15 protein-coding genes and 1 riboswitch are annotated in these 16648 nt (G+C 68.2%); of the genes, 8 read left to right on the forward strand and 7 right to left on the reverse strand.

The window, feature by feature from the left end:
- Nucleotides 1-53: 53 nt before the first annotated feature.
- The 7 genes from AC4BEG_RS20530 to AC4BEG_RS20560 all read right to left on the reverse strand — a co-directional run bounded on the left by AC4BEG_RS20530 (nt 54) and on the right by AC4BEG_RS20560 (nt 6729).
- A complete protein-coding gene (locus tag AC4BEG_RS20530) occupies nt 54-1427 on the reverse strand; it encodes a tryptophanase (protein WP_490701206.1) in 1374 nt (457 codons plus the stop codon).
- Nucleotides 1428-1476: 49 nt separating this feature from the next.
- Nucleotides 1477-2634 (reverse strand): tryptophan dimethylallyltransferase family protein, encoded by a 1158-nt coding sequence (locus tag AC4BEG_RS20535; RefSeq protein WP_490701207.1) that lies wholly within the window; start codon nt 2632-2634, stop codon nt 1477-1479.
- 293 nt (nt 2635-2927) lie between these two features.
- The gene (locus AC4BEG_RS20540) at nt 2928-4280 is read right to left on the reverse strand and encodes a cytochrome P450 (protein ID WP_490701208.1); all 1353 of its coding nucleotides are present in this window, start codon (nt 4278-4280) and stop codon (nt 2928-2930) included.
- A gap of 8 nt (nt 4281-4288) precedes the next feature.
- Nucleotides 4289-4879, reverse strand: coding sequence for a GTP-binding protein (locus AC4BEG_RS20545; RefSeq protein WP_490701209.1), 591 nt, complete (start codon nt 4877-4879; stop codon nt 4289-4291).
- The gene (locus AC4BEG_RS20550) at nt 4854-5225 is read right to left on the reverse strand and encodes a DUF742 domain-containing protein (RefSeq protein WP_490701210.1); all 372 of its coding nucleotides are present in this window, start codon (nt 5223-5225) and stop codon (nt 4854-4856) included. Before AC4BEG_RS20550 ends, AC4BEG_RS20545 begins: the two co-directional genes overlap by 26 nt.
- A complete protein-coding gene (locus AC4BEG_RS20555; protein ID WP_490701211.1) occupies nt 5222-5623 on the reverse strand; it encodes a roadblock/LC7 domain-containing protein in 402 nt (133 codons plus the stop codon). The genes AC4BEG_RS20550 and AC4BEG_RS20555 overlap by 4 nt, the downstream gene beginning before the upstream one ends.
- Nucleotides 5620-6729, reverse strand: coding sequence for an ATP-binding protein (locus AC4BEG_RS20560; RefSeq protein ID WP_490701212.1), 1110 nt, complete (start codon nt 6727-6729; stop codon nt 5620-5622). The genes AC4BEG_RS20555 and AC4BEG_RS20560 overlap by 4 nt, the downstream gene beginning before the upstream one ends.
- A 580-nt stretch (nt 6730-7309) precedes the next feature.
- Here AC4BEG_RS20560 and AC4BEG_RS20565 point away from each other — a divergent pair.
- The 8 genes from AC4BEG_RS20565 (at nt 7310) to AC4BEG_RS20600 (ending at nt 16569) form a co-directional block, all read left to right on the forward strand.
- Nucleotides 7310-8653 carry a cytochrome P450 family protein gene (locus AC4BEG_RS20565; RefSeq protein WP_490701213.1) on the forward strand — a complete coding sequence of 448 codons (1344 nt, stop codon included), beginning with the start codon at nt 7310-7312 and terminating at the stop codon, nt 8651-8653.
- Nucleotides 8654-8800: 147 nt separating this feature from the next.
- On the forward strand, nt 8801-9856 hold the full coding sequence (locus AC4BEG_RS20570) for a transglycosylase family protein (protein ID WP_490701214.1): 1056 nt from the start codon (nt 8801-8803) through the stop codon (nt 9854-9856).
- Nucleotides 9857-10109: 253 nt separating this feature from the next.
- Nucleotides 10110-10300, forward strand: a riboswitch (cyclic di-AMP (ydaO/yuaA leader).
- Nucleotides 10301-10307: 7 nt separating this feature from the next.
- Nucleotides 10308-10994 (forward strand): transglycosylase family protein, encoded by a 687-nt coding sequence (locus AC4BEG_RS20575; protein ID WP_490701215.1) that lies wholly within the window; start codon nt 10308-10310, stop codon nt 10992-10994.
- A 269-nt stretch (nt 10995-11263) separates the two neighbouring features.
- Nucleotides 11264-12544, forward strand: a complete 1281-nt coding sequence (gene eno / locus AC4BEG_RS20580) for a phosphopyruvate hydratase (protein ID WP_490701216.1) — start codon at nt 11264-11266, stop codon at nt 12542-12544.
- Nucleotides 12545-12703: 159 nt separating this feature from the next.
- The gene (locus tag AC4BEG_RS20585; RefSeq protein ID WP_490701217.1) at nt 12704-13180 is read left to right on the forward strand and encodes an FtsB family cell division protein; all 477 of its coding nucleotides are present in this window, start codon (nt 12704-12706) and stop codon (nt 13178-13180) included.
- A gap of 65 nt (nt 13181-13245) precedes the next feature.
- Entirely contained in the window at nt 13246-13818 is a 573-nt protein-coding gene (locus tag AC4BEG_RS20590) for a DUF501 domain-containing protein (RefSeq protein ID WP_490701218.1), read from the forward strand.
- Nucleotides 13815-14777: a Ppx/GppA phosphatase family protein gene (locus tag AC4BEG_RS20595; RefSeq protein ID WP_490701219.1), complete on the forward strand. Its 963-nt coding sequence runs from the start codon at nt 13815-13817 to the stop codon at nt 14775-14777. The genes AC4BEG_RS20590 and AC4BEG_RS20595 overlap by 4 nt, the downstream gene beginning before the upstream one ends.
- Nucleotides 14778-15171: 394 nt before the next feature.
- The gene (locus tag AC4BEG_RS20600) at nt 15172-16569 is read left to right on the forward strand and encodes an NAD(P)/FAD-dependent oxidoreductase (protein WP_490701220.1); all 1398 of its coding nucleotides are present in this window, start codon (nt 15172-15174) and stop codon (nt 16567-16569) included.
- The last annotated feature ends 79 nt before the right edge of the window (nt 16570-16648 follow it).

A 16648-nucleotide genomic window follows, 5' to 3' on the forward strand; every position in this document is an offset into this window, starting at 1 on the left:
CCGGCACCGGAGTCCACCGGTGCCGGGCCCGTGCGCTGCGCGGGAGTGTGACGTCAGCCCGCCGCGGGCACCGGTTCGAGGGTGGCCCGGAAGTGGCGCAGAATCGGCGACTGGTCCGTGATACGGAAGCCGTGCACCGTATCGGGCTGCTTGGCGATCTTCGCCAGGGTTTCGCCGACGTGGTCGTAGTGGCTGCGGGTGTAGACCCGGCGCGGCAGGGCGAGCCTGACCAGTTCGTACGGCGCGCTCTTGATCGGGTTGCCGTCTTCGTCCTCCTCACCGAGGTAGAGGGAGCCCAGCTCGGCCGAGCGGATACCGCCCTCCAGGTACATCCGGCAGGCGAGGGCGTGACCGGGGTAGTGGTGGGGCGGGATGTGCGGCAGCAGCCGCCCGGCGTTGAGGTAGAGCGCGTGGAGGCCCGGCGGCTCGACGATGTCGACCCCTGCGGAGCGGACCCGATCCGCGAGGTGGGCGGCGATGTCGGCGCGTTCCGCGAGGTAGGCGGGCTCGGTCACCTCGGACAGCCCCTGGGCCATCATGTCGAGGTCGCGTCCGGCCAGACCGCCGTAGGTCGCGAACCCCTCGGTGGCGATGAGGAGCAGTTCGCAGCGCTGGGCGAGCTCGGGGTCGTTCATTCCGATGAAGCCGCCGATGTGGACGATGCCGTCCTTCTTGGCGCTCATGATGCAGCCGTCCGTCAGGCGGAACGCTTCTTCAGCGACCTGGCGGGGGGTGCGGTCGCGGTAGCCCTCCTCGTGACGGGTCACCAGCCAGGCGTTCTCGGCGAACCGCGCGGCGTCCAGGAACAGCGGTACGCCGTACTGGCGGCAGAGGGCCGCGGTCTGCTTGAGGTTGCCCATGGAGACGGGCTGACCGCCGCCGCCGTTGTTGGTGATGGTCATGACCACCACGGCGATCCGGGAGGCGTCCGGACCGGTCAATTGGCGGCGGAGCTCGTCCAGGTCGATGTTCCCCTTGAACGGCTCTGTGCTGTCCAGGTTCTTGGCCTCGGGGCACGGCAGGTCCCGGGCCTCGCAGTTGTTGAGCTCCACATTCGCGCGCGTGGTGTCGAAGTGCGTGTTGGCCAGGACGATGGAGTCCGGCTTCAGCAGTGACGAGAAGAGCACGCGCTCGGCCGCCCGGCCCTGGTGGGCGGGCAGGACATGGGCGTAGCCGGTCAGCTCGGTCACGGTCTCGTGGAACCGGTAGTAGGAGCGGGAGCCCGAGTAGGACTCATCCCCGGCCATGCCCGCGGCGAGCTGCGCGGCCGACAGCGCACCGGTGCCCGAGTCGGTGAGGAGGTCGATGGTCACCTCGTCGGCGCGCAGGTCGAAGAGGTTGTAGTTGACGCGCTTCAGCGCTTCTTCGCGCTGTTCCCGCGTCGTCACGGGTATGGGTTCGACGACCTTGATCCGGTACGGTTCCACGCTGATCTCTGCTCCTGTCTTTTCTCTTGCTCAGTCTGCTCGTGGTGTGTCACAGCGCCGCGCCCGCACGCTCGTGGGACGGAAGTGCCTCGAGGGGCGGCCGTACCGCGTACGCCTCCGAGGAGACGTAGACGGTCACCCGCGGCGGCCGGTGCCGTTCGTGGACCAGCGCCACATAGGCGATCAGGCCCACACCGTCCTCCAGTTGGCGCGAGGTCACGGCGGCCAGCGCCCGGTCCAGCCAGGTGCTGTCGATGCCGTGCGACCGCAGCACGGCCACCGCTCGTTCCCGCGCCTGTCCGTCGTGGCGGACGTAGTCGCGGACGGGGACGTGGATGGTGAAGCCGCTGGGCAGGCCGGTCGCCGTCTCCGTGAAGGAATGGCAGGAGAGGGCGGGGCGTCCGCTCAGCCGTCCCCCGCCGCCCTCGGGGAAGCCCCCGACGGTGCGGAAGAACCCTTCGATCCGCTCCTGGCCCGGATGGGGTGTGTTCCGGGGGAGGACACCGGCCTCGGCGGCGGACAGCCCGTGGTGGGTGAGGTAGAGCTTCGCCCGTGGTGTGTCCCAGTCCCCGAGGTCCAGGGCGAGGAACGGATAGGCGTCGGCCGGGGGCAGGGCGTAGAACGCCTGACGGTGGCCGAGCCTGCCCAGCGCTTCGCGTACGGTCTCGGCGGTCCGGTCCCGGCCGTTGGCGGCCGGGTTGAGGTACACCTTGACGCGGGGAACGCCGCCGGGGCACAGCTCCAGCGCGCACCACAGGGCCAGCGGCCCTTCGGGCGAAGCGGGGAAGAACAGGTCATCGAGGCGGTCGAGTTGGTCGGTGGCGAAACCCCAGCGGTCCGCCATCGCCCGGATGGAGTCGAGGCCGATCCGGCCGTTCTCCACGAGGTCGTCGCTTCCGGACCCCGGCTCCAGCAGCACCCTCAGCCCCGGAGCGGCACCGGGCAGGAAGGCGAGCGAGAACTCGACCGGGGTGTGGTCGTCGGACAGGAAGCTCCGGGCGGGCGGCGGCAGCGCCAACGGCCGTTCGGCCACCGGCCCGAGAGCGTCGGTCAGCACCTGCGCGTAGGCCGTCGCGTCCGTGGCGCTCAGCTCCACCACTTCGCACAGCCGGAGGAGTTGCTCGGCGGCGAGGTCGCCGAGCAGTCCGGTGTGCGCCCGCGATTCCGCATGGCCGTCCGGATGGAATCCGGAAAGTCCGGCGCTCATGATGCGGGGAAGGGGTGTGCCGCGACGATTCCTATCGCACTGGCGTTCGTATCTGGCGGCGCCTCCCCTGGTATGGAGTGCGATATGGATGGAATGAGAGTTCGATTAGTCAGTACGCCCGGCCAGGATATGGGTGAAACCACTGCACGACGTCGATCGGCGGCGTTGCCGACGGCGACAGGCCCCACGACAGCTCCTTATTGGATTTAGGCCAACATGAATTTCGCGTCATGGCATACCCGGCCGAAAGAACATTCATGCAGTGGGAAAACAGCACCACTCTGTGGCAAAGGTCATACGCGCCACCAGGCCAGGAAGGAGCTCCACAAGCCGCCTTTTTCGGGCTTGTTCCGCTGTTGGCCGTGGGAATCGTTCGCCGTAGAGCTTTCATGCACAGAAGGCATGGAGGGCTGCTTTTGGGCCGCTACGGGGGTGAAACGGGCAGGCAGTGTGGACAGCCCGCGATTGAAAGGCCCGGGGCGCCATGTCAGGCTCGACTCGGGCACCGCCAATTCGATGTCGGGCAGCCGGTTGAGGAGTTTCTCGATGGCCACCAGGCCGATGAGCTGAGCGGGGTCCTTGGCCGGGCAGGCATGCGGTCCGGCGCTCCAGGCCAGATGAGCGCGCTTGCTGAGCACCTGGCGAGAGGCGGAGAGGCTCGGATCGGAATTCGCGCCCGCGATGCTGACCAGGACGAGGTCGCCCGCATGCAGTCGGGTCCCGGCGAAGTCCACATCCGACACCGGATAGTGCGGAGCGTAATTGGACATGGGCGGGCTGTTCCACAGCACCTCGTCCATGGCGTCCTCGACGAGCATGCCGCCACCCGCGTAACGCTCGTCCGAGAGCAACAGCAGCAGGGCGTTGGCGATGAGATTCCGCTGCGGTTCGGCACCAGCACCCAGCAGCAGCACGAGCTGATGCGCCAGCTCTTCATCGGTCAGCTGGGCATGGTGCTGCATAAGCCAGGAGGTGACATCCTCCCCGGGCTTGCTGCGCTTGAGCGCGACCAGTTCGCCAACGCTCTGCGTCAGTACTTCGTTCGCCTTCTCGGCGTTGATTCCGTCGAATATTCCGGAGATGCCGAAGATGACTCGGTCACCGATTTCCGCCGGGCAGCCGAAAAGCTCATTGAAGACGAAGAGCGGCAGCAGCTTGGCGTAGTCGTTGAGTAGATCGACCGAGCCGCGGGATATGAACTGGTCGATCAGGTAGGTGGCGACGCGGTCGACATGCCGGCTCAGCCGGTGCGAATCCACCCGGGCCAGGCTGTCCGTCACCGCCTGGCGGAGCCGCATATGCTCCGCGCCATCGCTGAACATGCAGTTCGGCCGGTACTCCAGCAGTGGCACCACCGGGTTGTCCCGGCTGACCCTGCCCTCGTTGAACTCGCGCCAGCGGCGCGCGTCCTTCCGGAAGGTGTCGGGGTTCTGGAGCAGTTGAAGCGCCGCCGAATAGTCGGTGACGAGCATGGCGTTCACGCCGGGGGACAGCTCCACCGGCGCGATCGGCCCGTACGTGCGCAGATGCGCGTAGAAGGCACCCGGATCGGCCGCGAACTCCGGCCCGTACAGCGGAACCCGCTCCCCGGTGTGGTGAGCGGGGCAGCCGGGCGGCGGCGCCGTGAAGTCCGATTGAGTGTCCATACTTGCTCCTAGCGGGTACGTTCCTGTAGATAACGGACAAGTGCCATCAGCGCGTTGGCCGATGACTTCTCGTCACGTGCGTCACAGGTGACGATGGGGGTCTCGGGCAACAGGTCCAGAGCCTCGCGCAGTTCGCCATCGGGGCGGACCGGTGTGCCGTCGAAATGGTTGACGGAAATCGCATAGGGAAGCCCGTACTGCTCCACCAGGTCGATCACCGGAAAGGATTCCTTCAGCCGTTCCGGATCGACCAGGATCAGTGCCCCGAGCGCACCCCGCGTCATGTCCTCCCACACCTGGACGAAGCGTTCCTGCCCCGGTGTTCCGAAGAGATACAGGACCAGTCGGTCGCTGAGTGTGAGACGGCCGAAGTCCATGGCCACGGTGGTGGTCGTCTTGCCCCGGGTGCCCATGAGGTCGTCCACATGGGCACCCGCCTGCGTCATACGCTCCTCGGTGCGCAGCGGAGGAATCTCGGACATGGTGCCGATGAAGGTCGTCTTGCCGACCGCGAAATGCCCCACGACGAGGATCTTGGCCGCGATCTGCACCTGGTCGGCGAGATAGACGCCATCATCCGAAACGGGCCTGGAGCCCATCCAGTACCTCCTGAAGGAGCGAAACATCGACAAGCTGGGCGGGAGGTGCCGGGGCCCGGGTCAGGAGATAGCCGTCCGCCGACAGATCGGACAGCAGAATCTTGACGATGCCGATCGGAAGTCCCATGTGCCCGGCTATCTCGGCGACCGAGAGATAGCCTCCCGCGCATAGGTCCAGCAGGCGGCGCTTCTCCGGATCGAGATGGCCCGGGCGGACCTGGTCGGACGCGGTGACCAGAGTGATCAGGTTGAACTGATCGTTGTCCAGTCGGCCGCGGCCGTTGGTTATCACATACGGCCGTACTAACTGGGCCGACTCGGGCTCCTGCTCATCTGGTGCTGTCATGCCTGGATACTCGTGTTTTCGCGAGGCGGAGTGGTCAGCACCTTGCCGAGCTGCCCGACGAGCTGCTGCATACGGAAGGTGATGTCGGCCATGTCGACATCGGGGGCGGACGAGACCGCCAGATACGCGCCCTCACCGGCGGAGATGAGGAAGACCCAGCCGCCGTCGAACTCCACCAGGGTCTGACGCCAGTTCATCTGCGGATCACCGCAGAAGCCGCCCATGGTGCGGCTCAGCGACTGGATACCGCTCATGGCGGCGGCCACGGTGTCGGCCTCGTCCTTCCGGACGTCCTGAGAGCGGGCCATCAGCAGACCGTCGGCGGACACCAGGAGCGCATGACGTGCACCCGGCACTTCCAGGGCGCTGTCAAGCATCCAGGCCAGGTCGTTGTTCACTGAGGATCATGCCCTTCCCTGTTCGGAGTTGCGGAGCGACCGGACTGCGTACCGCGCTGGAAGGCGCCCATGATCGACGCGGTTTCCTCACTGGTCCGGACCGAGGCATTGCCGGAATCTTCACGCGGCACGATGGAGATCGATCCCTTTCGGCGACGTTTCGGCAGACCGCCGGCGGTGGAACCGGATTCCTCCGGCGCGGCTGCGGTGGGCGTATGGGACACCGGCGGTTCTTCCGGCTCGGGCATATTGGTCAGCAGGTCCTCGGGAAGAAGCACAACGGCACGCACACCGCCGTAGGGAGAGGCCGAATCGACGGAGACGTTGAAGCCGTACCGGTTGGCCAGCACACCGATCACCGCGAAGCCGAACTGCGGCGGATTGCCCAGACCCGTCACACCCGTCGCGCGCTGTGCCGACAGCAGCCGATCGGCCCGGTTCTTCTCCTCCTCGTTCATACCGACACCGGCGTCGTCGATGATGATGCAGACGCCCTTGGGAACGGTGCGGATGGTGATGTCGATCGGGGAGTCCGGGGCCGAGTAACTGGTCGCGTTGTCCAGCAGTTCGGCGAGGGCCAGCGCGACCGGCTCGACGGCCCGGCTGGTGAGCGCGAAATTGCTCTGGGAACGGATGTCGACGCGGGTGTAGTGGCGGATGCGGCCCTTCGCGGAACGCACCACGTCGTAGACCGAGGCGACGGCCCGCTGACGGCCCAGCCAGCCGTCGCAGAGAACGGCGATGGACTGCGCGCGCCGGCCGAACTGCGAGTTCATGTGGTCGATCTCCAGCAGATCCTGGAGAATGTGGTGCTCGCCGTACCTGTCCTGGAGCTTGGAAATGGCCAGCTGCTGCTCGTTGGCGAGACCCTGAAGCGTTCGCATGGCGGATTTCAGCGCGCTCTTGGTGGCCTCTTCCGCGCGGACCTGAGCCTCCTGGACCGCCGTGGAGTAATGGTTCTCAAGATCCGTGTAGCGGTTTTCCGCTTCCGCCTTCTCGGAGCGCAGTTTCGCCTGCGTCTTTCGCCCGCGGAATATGGCAGTTGCAGCGAGAGGCGTGCCTGCGATCAGGGCCCAGAGTGCTGGATCCTGTATGTATTGCGTCATGAGACTCTCTTTAACGACTAGACCGCCAGGGACTGAAAGGGAGGGGTAGCGCGTCTGGTGGTTCCGGAGGGGCGGAGGGCGGCAGTGAACCGCCGCCCGTGTGGCGGTGGTTCAGCGCCCGTACGGCGCCCGCAGGGTCCGGGGACATCGCACTCGTCTTGCCGACGGCAGCGCACAGGCGGCGGTGCGCCTAAACGGCTCCGTATGCCCGACTGGCGGCATAATGCTCCTCAGAGTGGGGACCCTCCCGGTTGATTTACCGGATCGCCGTGTGTCTTACGCGCCCTTGGCTCGCCTGGCAAGCGCGGTGATCGTATCACCAGCAAGCGGTAGCCCCGTGCATGTGCCTCAGTCCCATTCGGCACCTGACGCCATTTCAGCCATGGCTCTTTTTACGCGCATTGACCGACGTCAGCAGGTGTAACGGCATGTCATACGGAGCGCGGAGCAACATCGGAGAGAGGCCCGCCGTAGCCCCCTCATATCCGGGCAATCAGCCCTGTCTGCGGGCGACTCGTGGAGGGAGTGTGGAGATATTCCTAGGACTGCTCTCAGGACATATCTCCATTGATTGTTATTGATGCCCGTTCATCCGAATGCAGCCGAAAAGGGCAGTATTGGTGGAGGGGGCAGGGGTGGCCGGTATCGTCGGGGGGTGCCCGAGCAGCCCCGTGACGTACCCGAGCCCACCCTCTTCACCTGGGAGTTCGCAGCCGATCCGTACCCCGCGTACGCCTGGCTCCGCGAACATGCCCCGGTCCGCAGGACCACGCTCCCCAGTGGAGTCGAGGCATGGCTGGTGACCCGCTACGCCGACGCCCGGCAGGCATTGGCCGATCCCCGGTTGTCCAAGAACCCGCAGACGCACAGTGAGTCGGCGCATGCCCGGGGCAAGGTGGGTATCCCCGGCGAGCAGCGTGCCGATCTGATGACCCATCTGCTCAATATCGATCCGCCGGATCACACCCGGCTGCGTCGGCTGGTGTCCAAGGCATTCACCCCGCGCCGGGTCGCCGCGTTCGCCCCGCGGGTACGGGAGTTGACCGATCAGCTCATCGACGCCTTCGAGGAAAGGGGGGAGGCCGATCTGATCCATGAGTTCGCCTTCCCCCTTCCCATCTATGCGATCTGCGATCTGCTCGGGGTGCCCCGCGAAGATCAGGACGACTTCCGGGACTGGGCGGGTTCCATGATCCGGCACGGCGGTGGGCCACGCGGCGGAGTGGCCCGTGCGGTAAAGCGCATCCGCGCGTATCTCGCCGAACTGATCCACCGCAAGCGGGAGACGCTCGGAGCGGAAGGTGAGGAGGAGGACCTCATTTCCGCGCTGATCCGGGCCAGCGACCACGGGGAGCACCTCACCGAGAACGAGGCCGCGGCGATGGCCTTCATCCTCTTGTTCGCCGGGTTCGAGACCACGGTCAATCTGATCGGTAACGGGATGTACGCATTGCTGCGCCATCCCGTTCAACGCGCGCGGCTCCAGCGGGCCCTGGAAGAAGGGGACGAGCGGCTGCTCGCGGCGGGCGTCGAGGAACTGCTGCGCTACGACGGCCCGGTGGAGATCGCCACCTGGCGGTTCGCCACCGAGCCGCTGACCATCGGCGGAGAGCGCATCGCCGAGGGGGAGCCGGTGCTGGTGGTGCTGGCCGCCGCGGACCGCGACCCCGAGCGGTTCCGCGACCCCGAGGTGCTGGACCTCACCCGGACCGACAACCAGCACTTGGGCTACGGCCACGGCATTCATTACTGTCTGGGCGCCCCGCTCGCCCGGCTGGAGGCGCAGACCGCGATCGGCACCCTGCTGCGGCGGCTGCCCGATATCCGGCTTGCGGTGGATTCGGATGATCTGCGGTGGCGCGGTGGGCTGATCATGCGCGGACTGCGCACCCTTCCGGTGACCTGGAATTCCCCGGGCCGCTGAACCGCCGAAGGCCCGTGCCGGGCGACATAAGTGACGAATGATCAGCGGCGTGACCGGGGCGTGACCTGGGATACATCGGCTTGTGATGATCGGGTGCCGTCGCTATGTTCAACCGACAACTCAGCCGCCGACACGAGAGGCCACCACATGCGTTCCGGGAACGGTCGACACCGCCGCCCCCGTCAGGCTCCGGCCATCGTCGTCGCGGCGGGCGTAACGGGTGCCGGGCTCGCCATCCCCCTCTTCGGGGCCAGTGGCGCCCAGGCCGCCTCCACCGCCACCTGGGACAAGGTCGCCGAGTGCGAGAGCGGCGGGATGTGGAGCGCCAACGAGGGCAACGGCTTCTACGGCGGCCTCCAGCTCACCCTGGACATGTGGAAGAGCTACGGCGGTACCGCCTACGCCCCGCGCCCCGATCTGGCCAGCCGCTCCCAGCAGATATCCGTGGCCCAGTCGATCCTGGACGACCGCGGCCCGGACGCCTGGCCCAGCTGCGGGGTGAACGCGGGACTCGCCGACGGTGGTGACGCCCCCGAGGTGAACCCCGGCTTCACCCAGCCCCCGTCCGTCGGTCAGCGCGGGGACGTCGGGAACGACGGGGAGGACCGCGAGCGCGACGGCTCCTCGTCCGAGGACCGCGGTGACTCCGCCGGGGACCGTGGTGACGTCGCCGAGGACCGCGGCGCCGCGTCGGACTCCTCCGGCTCTTCGGACGACCAGCGCCGGACACCCGGCCAGGACGAGGAGCGCGGAAAGCCCTCCCCGTCCGACTCGCCCAGCGGAGAGGGCGCCGACTCCCAGTCGCCCTCCCCGTCGCACACGAAGGGCGCCGACTCCACGGACATCCCGGAGTCTCCGGACGCCTCGGATTCCCCGGGCGAGGAGTCCCCGGACGAGAGCGCCGACCCCACGCCCACCGGACGCCACCGCGGCTCCGCGGACCCGGACGAGGGAGACAGCGGCAAGGAGACCCGGCGGCCCTCCGGACGGCATGCCTCGCGGGACGGCGCGGACCGCGCCGAGGAGCCCTCGGACGACGGCTACACCGTGCGGCCCGGTGACAGCCTTTCAGGCATCGCCGAGCGCCAGGACCTCGCGACCGGCTGGCACGGCCTCTACAAAGGCAACGAAAGCCTCATCGGGGACAATCCGGATCTGATCGTCCCCGGTCAGCGACTGGATCTCAGCGCCAAGGGGCGGTAGTTCGGGGTGAATTGCCCGATCTGGCTCCGATGAGATATAGATCTCGTCGCAAAATCCGGAGCGCACCCCCTGCCCGATTCTCCTCACCCGGTCCCACCTGCGTAGATGTGGGCCGGGTGAGATCAGTTACAGCAGCTCTCGCTGTGAATGGGGTGTTTGAACCTTCTCGGTGGGTGTGATTACCGTCTTTCCGCTCGCCACCGCGGGCACCGTCGATCGTCACGCCGAGTCCTGCCGGCGGTCGGGGGGAACCGACGCGTCAGCGCCGAAGGCAGGAGCGGGGGACCCAAGGTAGGTGCCGAATGGCCTGTGGACACGGGCTCGTCGGCTTGGGGTGAAGCCGGGCGCGATCGATCGTCGATCGTTCGTCGATCGTTTGTGAACGGCCGGGCAACTCACGTCCGAACCCGACAGCTCACCTCGTAGGCGTCGGTGAGGAAACGAACCAACGATGCTCAAGTCCAACGGCAAGCACCGCCGCCCGTCCAAGGCCACCCGTATCGCCGCGCTCGCCGGTCTCGCGGGCGCCGCCGTGGCCGCCCCGCTCCTCGGGGCCACCTCCGCCTCCGCCGCCACCACTGCCCAGTGGGACAAGGTCGCGCAGTGCGAGTCCGGCGGCAACTGGTCCATCAACACCGGTAACGGCTACTACGGCGGACTCCAGTTCTCGAGCTCCACCTGGGCCGCCTACGGCGGCACCTCGTTCGCCCCCACGGCCGACAAGGCCACCAAGGACCAGCAGATACAGATTGCCGAGAAGGTTCTCGGCAGCCAGGGCAAGGGGGCCTGGCCGGTCTGCGGTACGGGTCTGACCACCGGCGGCACCCCGTCCGGCTCGGGTTTCTCGGGCTCCGGTCAGCAGGAGTCGCAGGCCCCGGCGCCCAAGCCCGCGCAGCCCAAGCCCGCGCAGCCGAAGGCCGAGACCCGCTCCGAGCCCGACCGCGCCGCGCGCCACGAGACCCGTGGGCCGGTGAAGAAGGGCGACGGCGAGTACAAGGTCAAGGCCGGTGACACCCTGGGCAAGATCGCCGAGGCCGAGAAGGTCGAGGGCGGCTGGCAGAAGCTCTTCGAGCTGAACAAGGACATCATCGAGCAGGCCGACCTGATCTACCCGGGCCAGCAGCTCCACCTGAGCTGACCCCGGTCCGGCTGAGCTGACCCCGGTCCGGCCGAACGGGCCGGAGTCGGGTCCCGTCGATCACGCGTCGACCACGAGCCCCGGCCGGGCGCGCCGCCCCGCGGTGTGTCCCGGCCGGGGCTCATCGGTTGATGGAAAATGCAGATATCCGCGTCTAAATCTGCCTTTTTGTGCCACGTCCTGTCTCGCGGGACGAGCAACGGGGGGTGCAGCCCTCCGGTCCGGTTAGGCTCGTGCTGCTACCGCAGACACATACGAAGGAGAACCTCGTGCCGTCCATCGACGTCGTCGTAGCTCGCGAGATCCTCGACTCGCGAGGCAACCCCACGGTCGAGGTCGAGGTCGGCCTCGACGACGGCAGCACGGGCCGTGCCGCCGTTCCGTCCGGTGCCTCCACCGGAGCCTTCGAGGCCCTCGAGCTCCGAGACGGCGACAAGAACCGCTACAACGGCAAGGGCGTGGAGAAGGCCGTCCTCGCCGTCATCGAGCAGATCGGTCCCGAGCTCGTCGGCTACGACGCCACCGAGCAGCGCCTGATCGACCAGGCGATGTTCGACCTGGACGCCACCCCGGACAAGTCCTCGCTCGGTGCCAACGCCATCCTCGGTGTCTCCCTCGCTGTCGCGCACGCCGCCTCCGAGGCGTCCGACCTTCCGCTCTTCCGGTACCTGGGCGGCCCCAACGCCCACCTGCTGCCGGTCCCGATGATGAACATCCTCAACGGCGGCTCGCACGCCGACTCCAACGTGGACATCCAGGAGTTCATGATCGCTCCAATCGGCGCGGAGTCCTTCTCCGAGGCCCTGCGCTGGGGCGCCGAGGTCTACCACACCCTGAAGTCGGTGCTGAAGGAGCGGGGCCTGTCCACCGGCCTCGGCGACGAGGGCGGCTTCGCGCCGAACCTCGACTCCAACCGCGAGGCCCTGGACCTGATCGTCGAGGCGATCAAGAAGGCCGGCTACCAGCCGGGCCAGGACATCGCGCTGGCGCTCGACGTGGCCGCCACCGAGTTCTACAAGGACGGCTCCTACGAGTTCGAGGGCAAGTCCCGCAGCGCCGCCGAGATGACCTCCTACTACGCCGACCTGGTCGCCGCGTACCCGCTGGTCTCCATCGAGGACCCGCTGAACGAGGAGGACTGGGAGGGCTGGAAGACCATCACCGACCAGCTCGGTGACAAGGTCCAGCTGGTCGGCGACGACCTGTTCGTCACCAACCCGGAGCGCCTGGCCCGCGGCATCGAGAACGACACCGCCAACGCGCTGCTGGTCAAGGTCAACCAGATCGGCTCGCTGACCGAGACCCTCGACGCCGTCGAGCTGGCCCAGCGCAACGGCTTCAAGTGCATGATGTCCCACCGCTCCGGCGAGACCGAGGACGTCACCATCGCCGACCTGGCCGTGGCCACCAACTGCGGCCAGATCAAGACCGGTGCCCCGGCCCGCTCCGAGCGCGTCGCCAAGTACAACCAGCTGCTGCGCATCGAGGAGATCCTGGACGACGCCGCGGTCTACGCGGGCCGATCCGCCTTCCCGCGCTTCAAGGGCTGACCGCCGACGCGCGTCCGCCGGAAGACGCGAGGTACGCGCTCGGCACGGTTGCGCGTTCGACCTGAGTAGCAGACACGTCTGACGCACGTCCCCGGCCGCGGTCCCGTACCGTGGCCGGGGACGGCGTCACTCAAGCGAAGTCATCACCGGGGAGGCGATGTGCCGGCGGATCGGTTCTCCACCGCGACCAGGCTCAGGGCGCTCGGCGAGCACGCCGCCGCCCGGGTCTACCGGGTGCGCGCCCGTCGCCGCCGCGGCCGGCTCACCGGCCGGGCCGCCCTGCTCGCGCTGGTCGTCTGCTCGATGGTGGTGGCGCTGGCCTATCCGATGCGGCAGTACATCTCCCAGCGCTCGCAGATCGCCGACCAGCGGCGCGAGGCCCAGCAGACGCGCAAGGACGTGAAGAAGCTGCGCGAGAAGAAGGCCCGGCTCCAGGACCCCGCCTACACCGAGCAGCAGGCTCGGGAGCGGCTGCACTTCCTGATGCCGGGGGAGACCGGCTTCAGCGTGGTGGACGGCAGCGCGTACAACGAGCAGCCCACCGACCAGGGGATGGCCGGACGCCCCTGGTACACCAACCTCTGGGACGCCGTGGACACGGCGGACGAGCCGAAGGCGGCCCACGCACCCCGCTGATCCGGCACCGTTCGTGCTCCGGTCGCGCCCGGTCCGAAACCGATCGATAGAGAACACTCCCACTCATGGATACGCCCCCTCCGCAGACGGAGCCCACCGCGCCCACCGACGCGGACATCGCCGCCGTCAAGAAGCAGCTGGGTCGGGTGCCGCGCGGGCTGCGCGCGATCGCCCACCGCTGCCCCTGCGGCAACCCCGATGTTGTCGAGACCGCGCCGCGGCTCGAGGACGGTACGCCGTTCCCGACCCTCTACTACCTGACCTGTCCGCGCGCCGCCTCCGCGATCGGCACGCTGGAGGCCGAGGGCGTGATGAAGGAGATGACGGCCCGGCTGGCCGCCGATCCCGAACTGGCCGCCGCCTACCGGGCCGCCCACGAGGACTACATCGCCCGGCGCGACGCCATCGAGGTGCTGGAGGGCTTCCCCAGCGCGGGCGGTATGCCGGACCGGGTGAAGTGTCTGCACGTGCTGGTCGGTCATGCGCTCGCGGTCGGCCCCGGGATCAATCCGCTCGGCGACGAGGCCGTCGCGATGCTGCCCGAGTGGTGGCGCAAGGGCCCGTGCGTCGGACCCTGCGGAACGGAGGAATCCGGTGCCGAGTCCGGTGCCCCCGGCGAGCGGGAGGACGGCGGATGACCCGCGTCGCGGCCGTGGACTGCGGCACCAACTCCATCCGGCTGCTGGTGGCCGACGCCGACCCGGCCACCGGTGAGCTGACCGAGCTGGACCGCCGGATGACCATCGTCCGGCTGGGCCAGGGCGTGGACCGCACCGGACGGCTCGCCCCCGAGGCGCTGGAGCGCACCTTCGCGGCCTGCCGGGAGTACGCCGCGGTGATATGCGAACTGGGCGCCGAGCGGGTCCGCTTCGTCGCCACCTCCGCCTCCCGCGACGCCGAGAACCGCCAGGAGTTCGTGGACGGCGTCGTCGCCATCCTGGGCGTCGGACCCGAGGTGATCACCGGCGACCAGGAGGCGGAGTTCTCCTTCACCGGCGCCACCAAGGAGCTGTCCGGGCATGAGCATCTGAGCGGCCCGTATCTGGTGGTGGACATCGGCGGCGGCTCCACGGAGTTCGTCGCCGGGGACACCGCGGTCCGCGCGGCCCGCAGCGTCGACATCGGCTGTGTCCGGATGACCGAGCGCCATCTGGTCACCGACGGCACCATCAGCGATCCGCCGACACCGGATCAGATCAGCGCCATACGGGCCGATATCGACCGGGCGCTGGACCTGGCCGAGGAGACCGTGCCGCTCACCGGTGTCTGCCGCCCCGGCGCGGGCGGCCATACGCTGACCGGCCTCGCGGGATCCGTCACCACCATCGCCGGGATCGCGCTGGACCTGCCGGAGTACGACTCCACCGCGATCCACCACGCGCGGGTCCCGGCCGACCGGGTCCGGGAGATCACCACCAAACTGCTGACCTCCACCCACGCGGAGCGGGCGGCGATTCCGGTGATGCATCCGGGGCGGGTCGATGTGATCGCCGCCGGGGCGCTCGTGCTGCTTTCGATCATGGAAAGGACCGGCGCCCAGGAGGTCGTGGTGAGTGAACACGACATCCTCGACGGCATCGCCTGGAGCATCGCCTGAGCGGGATCAATAACGTATGAGCGGCTGCGGAGGCCCCTACGGGGGTCTTCCGTATGCCGCCCGGGAGAAAGTTCGTGAAATCCTTCACATGAAAAGGGGCCCCGGTCGCCGCCTGCGATGGCCGTCCGATGCCGTTTTGGCGGGCCCGTCCCGCCGTTGCCCGCATCCTGGCAGCTTCCGGTCATCTCGCCCGACCCTCTCCCGGGGTCCTGGGCTACTCCCGCGTTCATGCACAAGCCCTGTTCAGCGGGGTGGGAACGTCCTGGATCGGCAGACGGTTCCCTTCCCGGAGTATGGCGTCGATCACGGGGGCGGCGGAGTGTAGCAGACACCCCCCAGGAGCTTGTGAAGGGGCTCACGAGCCCGCCCCCAAGGGGTACTGGATACTCGAATCATGAGCACCACGGAGCGTCCCAGGATCCTCGTAGTAGGCGGTGGGTACGTTGGCCTGTACGCGGCGCGCCGCATCCTGAAGAAGATGCGGTACGGCGAGGCGACTGTCACGGTCGTCGACCCTCGCTCGTACATGACGTACCAGCCCTTCCTTCCCGAAGCTGCGGCCGGCAGCATCTCCCCCCGTCATGTCGTGGTCCCGCTGCGGCGGGTGCTCCCCAAGGCGGAGGTCCTCACCGGTCGGGTGTCGTCCATCGACCAGGACCGCAAGGTCGCCATCGTGCAGCCGCTCGTCGGTGAGGCGTACGAGCTGCCCTTCGACTACCTGGTCGTCGCGCTCGGCGCGGTCTCCCGTACCTTCCCGATCCCCGGCCTCGCCGAGAACGGCATCGGCATGAAGGGCGTCGAGGAGGCCATCGGCCTGCGCAACCACGTCCTCGAGCAGCTCGACAAGGCCGACTCCACGACCGACGAGGAGATCCGCCGCAAGGCGCTCACCTTCGTCTTCGTCGGCGGTGGCTTCGCGGGTGCGGAGACCATCGGCGAGGTCGAGGACATGGCCCGCGACGCGGCCAAGTACTACCCCAACGTCTCGCGCGAGGACATGCGCTTCGTGCTCGTCGACGCCGCGGACAAGATCCTCCCCGAGGTCGGCCCGAAGCTCGGCCAGTGGGGTCTGGAGCACCTCCAGAAGCGCGGTATCGAGATCTACCTCAACACCTCGATGAACTCCTGCGTCGACGGCCACGTCGTGCTCAAGAACGGTCTCGAGGTCGACTCCAACACCATCGTGTGGACCGCCGGCGTCAAGCCGAACCCGGCCCTCGCCCGCTTCGGTCTCCCGCTCGGCCCCCGCGGCCACGTGGACACCGAGGCCACCCTCCAGGTCAAGGGCACCGACTACATCTGGGCCGCCGGTGACAACGCCCAGGTGCCGGACCTCGCCGTCGGCGAGGGTGCCTGGTGCCCGCCCAACGCCCAGCACGCGCTGCGCCAGTCCAAGGTGCTCGGCGACAACGTGATCTCGGGTATGCGCGGCTTCCCGCAGGGGGAGTACAAGCACGCCAACAAGGGCGCCGTGGCGGGCCTCGGCCTCCACAAGGGCGTCGCGATGATCGTCTTCGGCAAGATGAAGATCAAGCTGAAGGGCCGGCTCGCCTGGTACATGCACCGTGGCTACCACGGTATGGCGATGCCGACCTTCAACCGCAAGATCCGTGTGCTCGCCGACTGGACGCTCGGGATGTTCCTCAAGCGCGAGGTCGTCTCGCTGGGCGCCATCGAGAACCCCCGCGAGGAGTTCTACGAGGCGGCCGCCCCGGTCTCCGCCGCCGCGCCCGCGCGACCGGCCCCGGCCGAGAAGAAGGCAGAGACGGCCGAGAAGGCCGGCGCGTCCTGACCTGAGGGTCCGCGTACGCACAACCGACGCCAAGGGCGTCCGCCATCCGTGGGGCGGGCGCCCTTCGTCATGCGCACAC

Source organism: Streptomyces sp. JLBJ103, assembly GCF_058215575.1.

What these genes read in the sequence shown, in the direction of transcription:
- AC4BEG_RS20575 (WP_490701215.1), top strand. Translation starts at nt 10,308, where the DNA reads ATGCTCAAGTCCAACGGCAAGCACCGCCGCCCGTCCAAGGCCACCCGT.
- AC4BEG_RS20535 (WP_490701207.1), bottom strand. Translation starts at nt 2,634, where the DNA reads ATGAGCGCCGGACTTTCCGGATTCCATCCGGACGGCCATGCGGAATCG.
- AC4BEG_RS20595 (WP_490701219.1), top strand. Translation starts at nt 13,815, where the DNA reads ATGACCCGCGTCGCGGCCGTGGACTGCGGCACCAACTCCATCCGGCTG.
- AC4BEG_RS20560 (WP_490701212.1), bottom strand. Translation starts at nt 6,729, where the DNA reads ATGACGCAATACATACAGGATCCAGCACTCTGGGCCCTGATCGCAGGC.
- AC4BEG_RS20550 (WP_490701210.1), bottom strand. Translation starts at nt 5,225, where the DNA reads ATGACAGCACCAGATGAGCAGGAGCCCGAGTCGGCCCAGTTAGTACGG.
- AC4BEG_RS20545 (WP_490701209.1), bottom strand. Translation starts at nt 4,879, where the DNA reads ATGGGCTCCAGGCCCGTTTCGGATGATGGCGTCTATCTCGCCGACCAG.
- AC4BEG_RS20540 (WP_490701208.1), bottom strand. Translation starts at nt 4,280, where the DNA reads ATGGACACTCAATCGGACTTCACGGCGCCGCCGCCCGGCTGCCCCGCT.
- AC4BEG_RS20590 (WP_490701218.1), top strand. Translation starts at nt 13,246, where the DNA reads ATGGATACGCCCCCTCCGCAGACGGAGCCCACCGCGCCCACCGACGCG.
- AC4BEG_RS20600 (WP_490701220.1), top strand. Translation starts at nt 15,172, where the DNA reads ATGAGCACCACGGAGCGTCCCAGGATCCTCGTAGTAGGCGGTGGGTAC.
- AC4BEG_RS20565 (WP_490701213.1), top strand. Translation starts at nt 7,310, where the DNA reads ATGCCCGTTCATCCGAATGCAGCCGAAAAGGGCAGTATTGGTGGAGGG.
- AC4BEG_RS20570 (WP_490701214.1), top strand. Translation starts at nt 8,801, where the DNA reads ATGCGTTCCGGGAACGGTCGACACCGCCGCCCCCGTCAGGCTCCGGCC.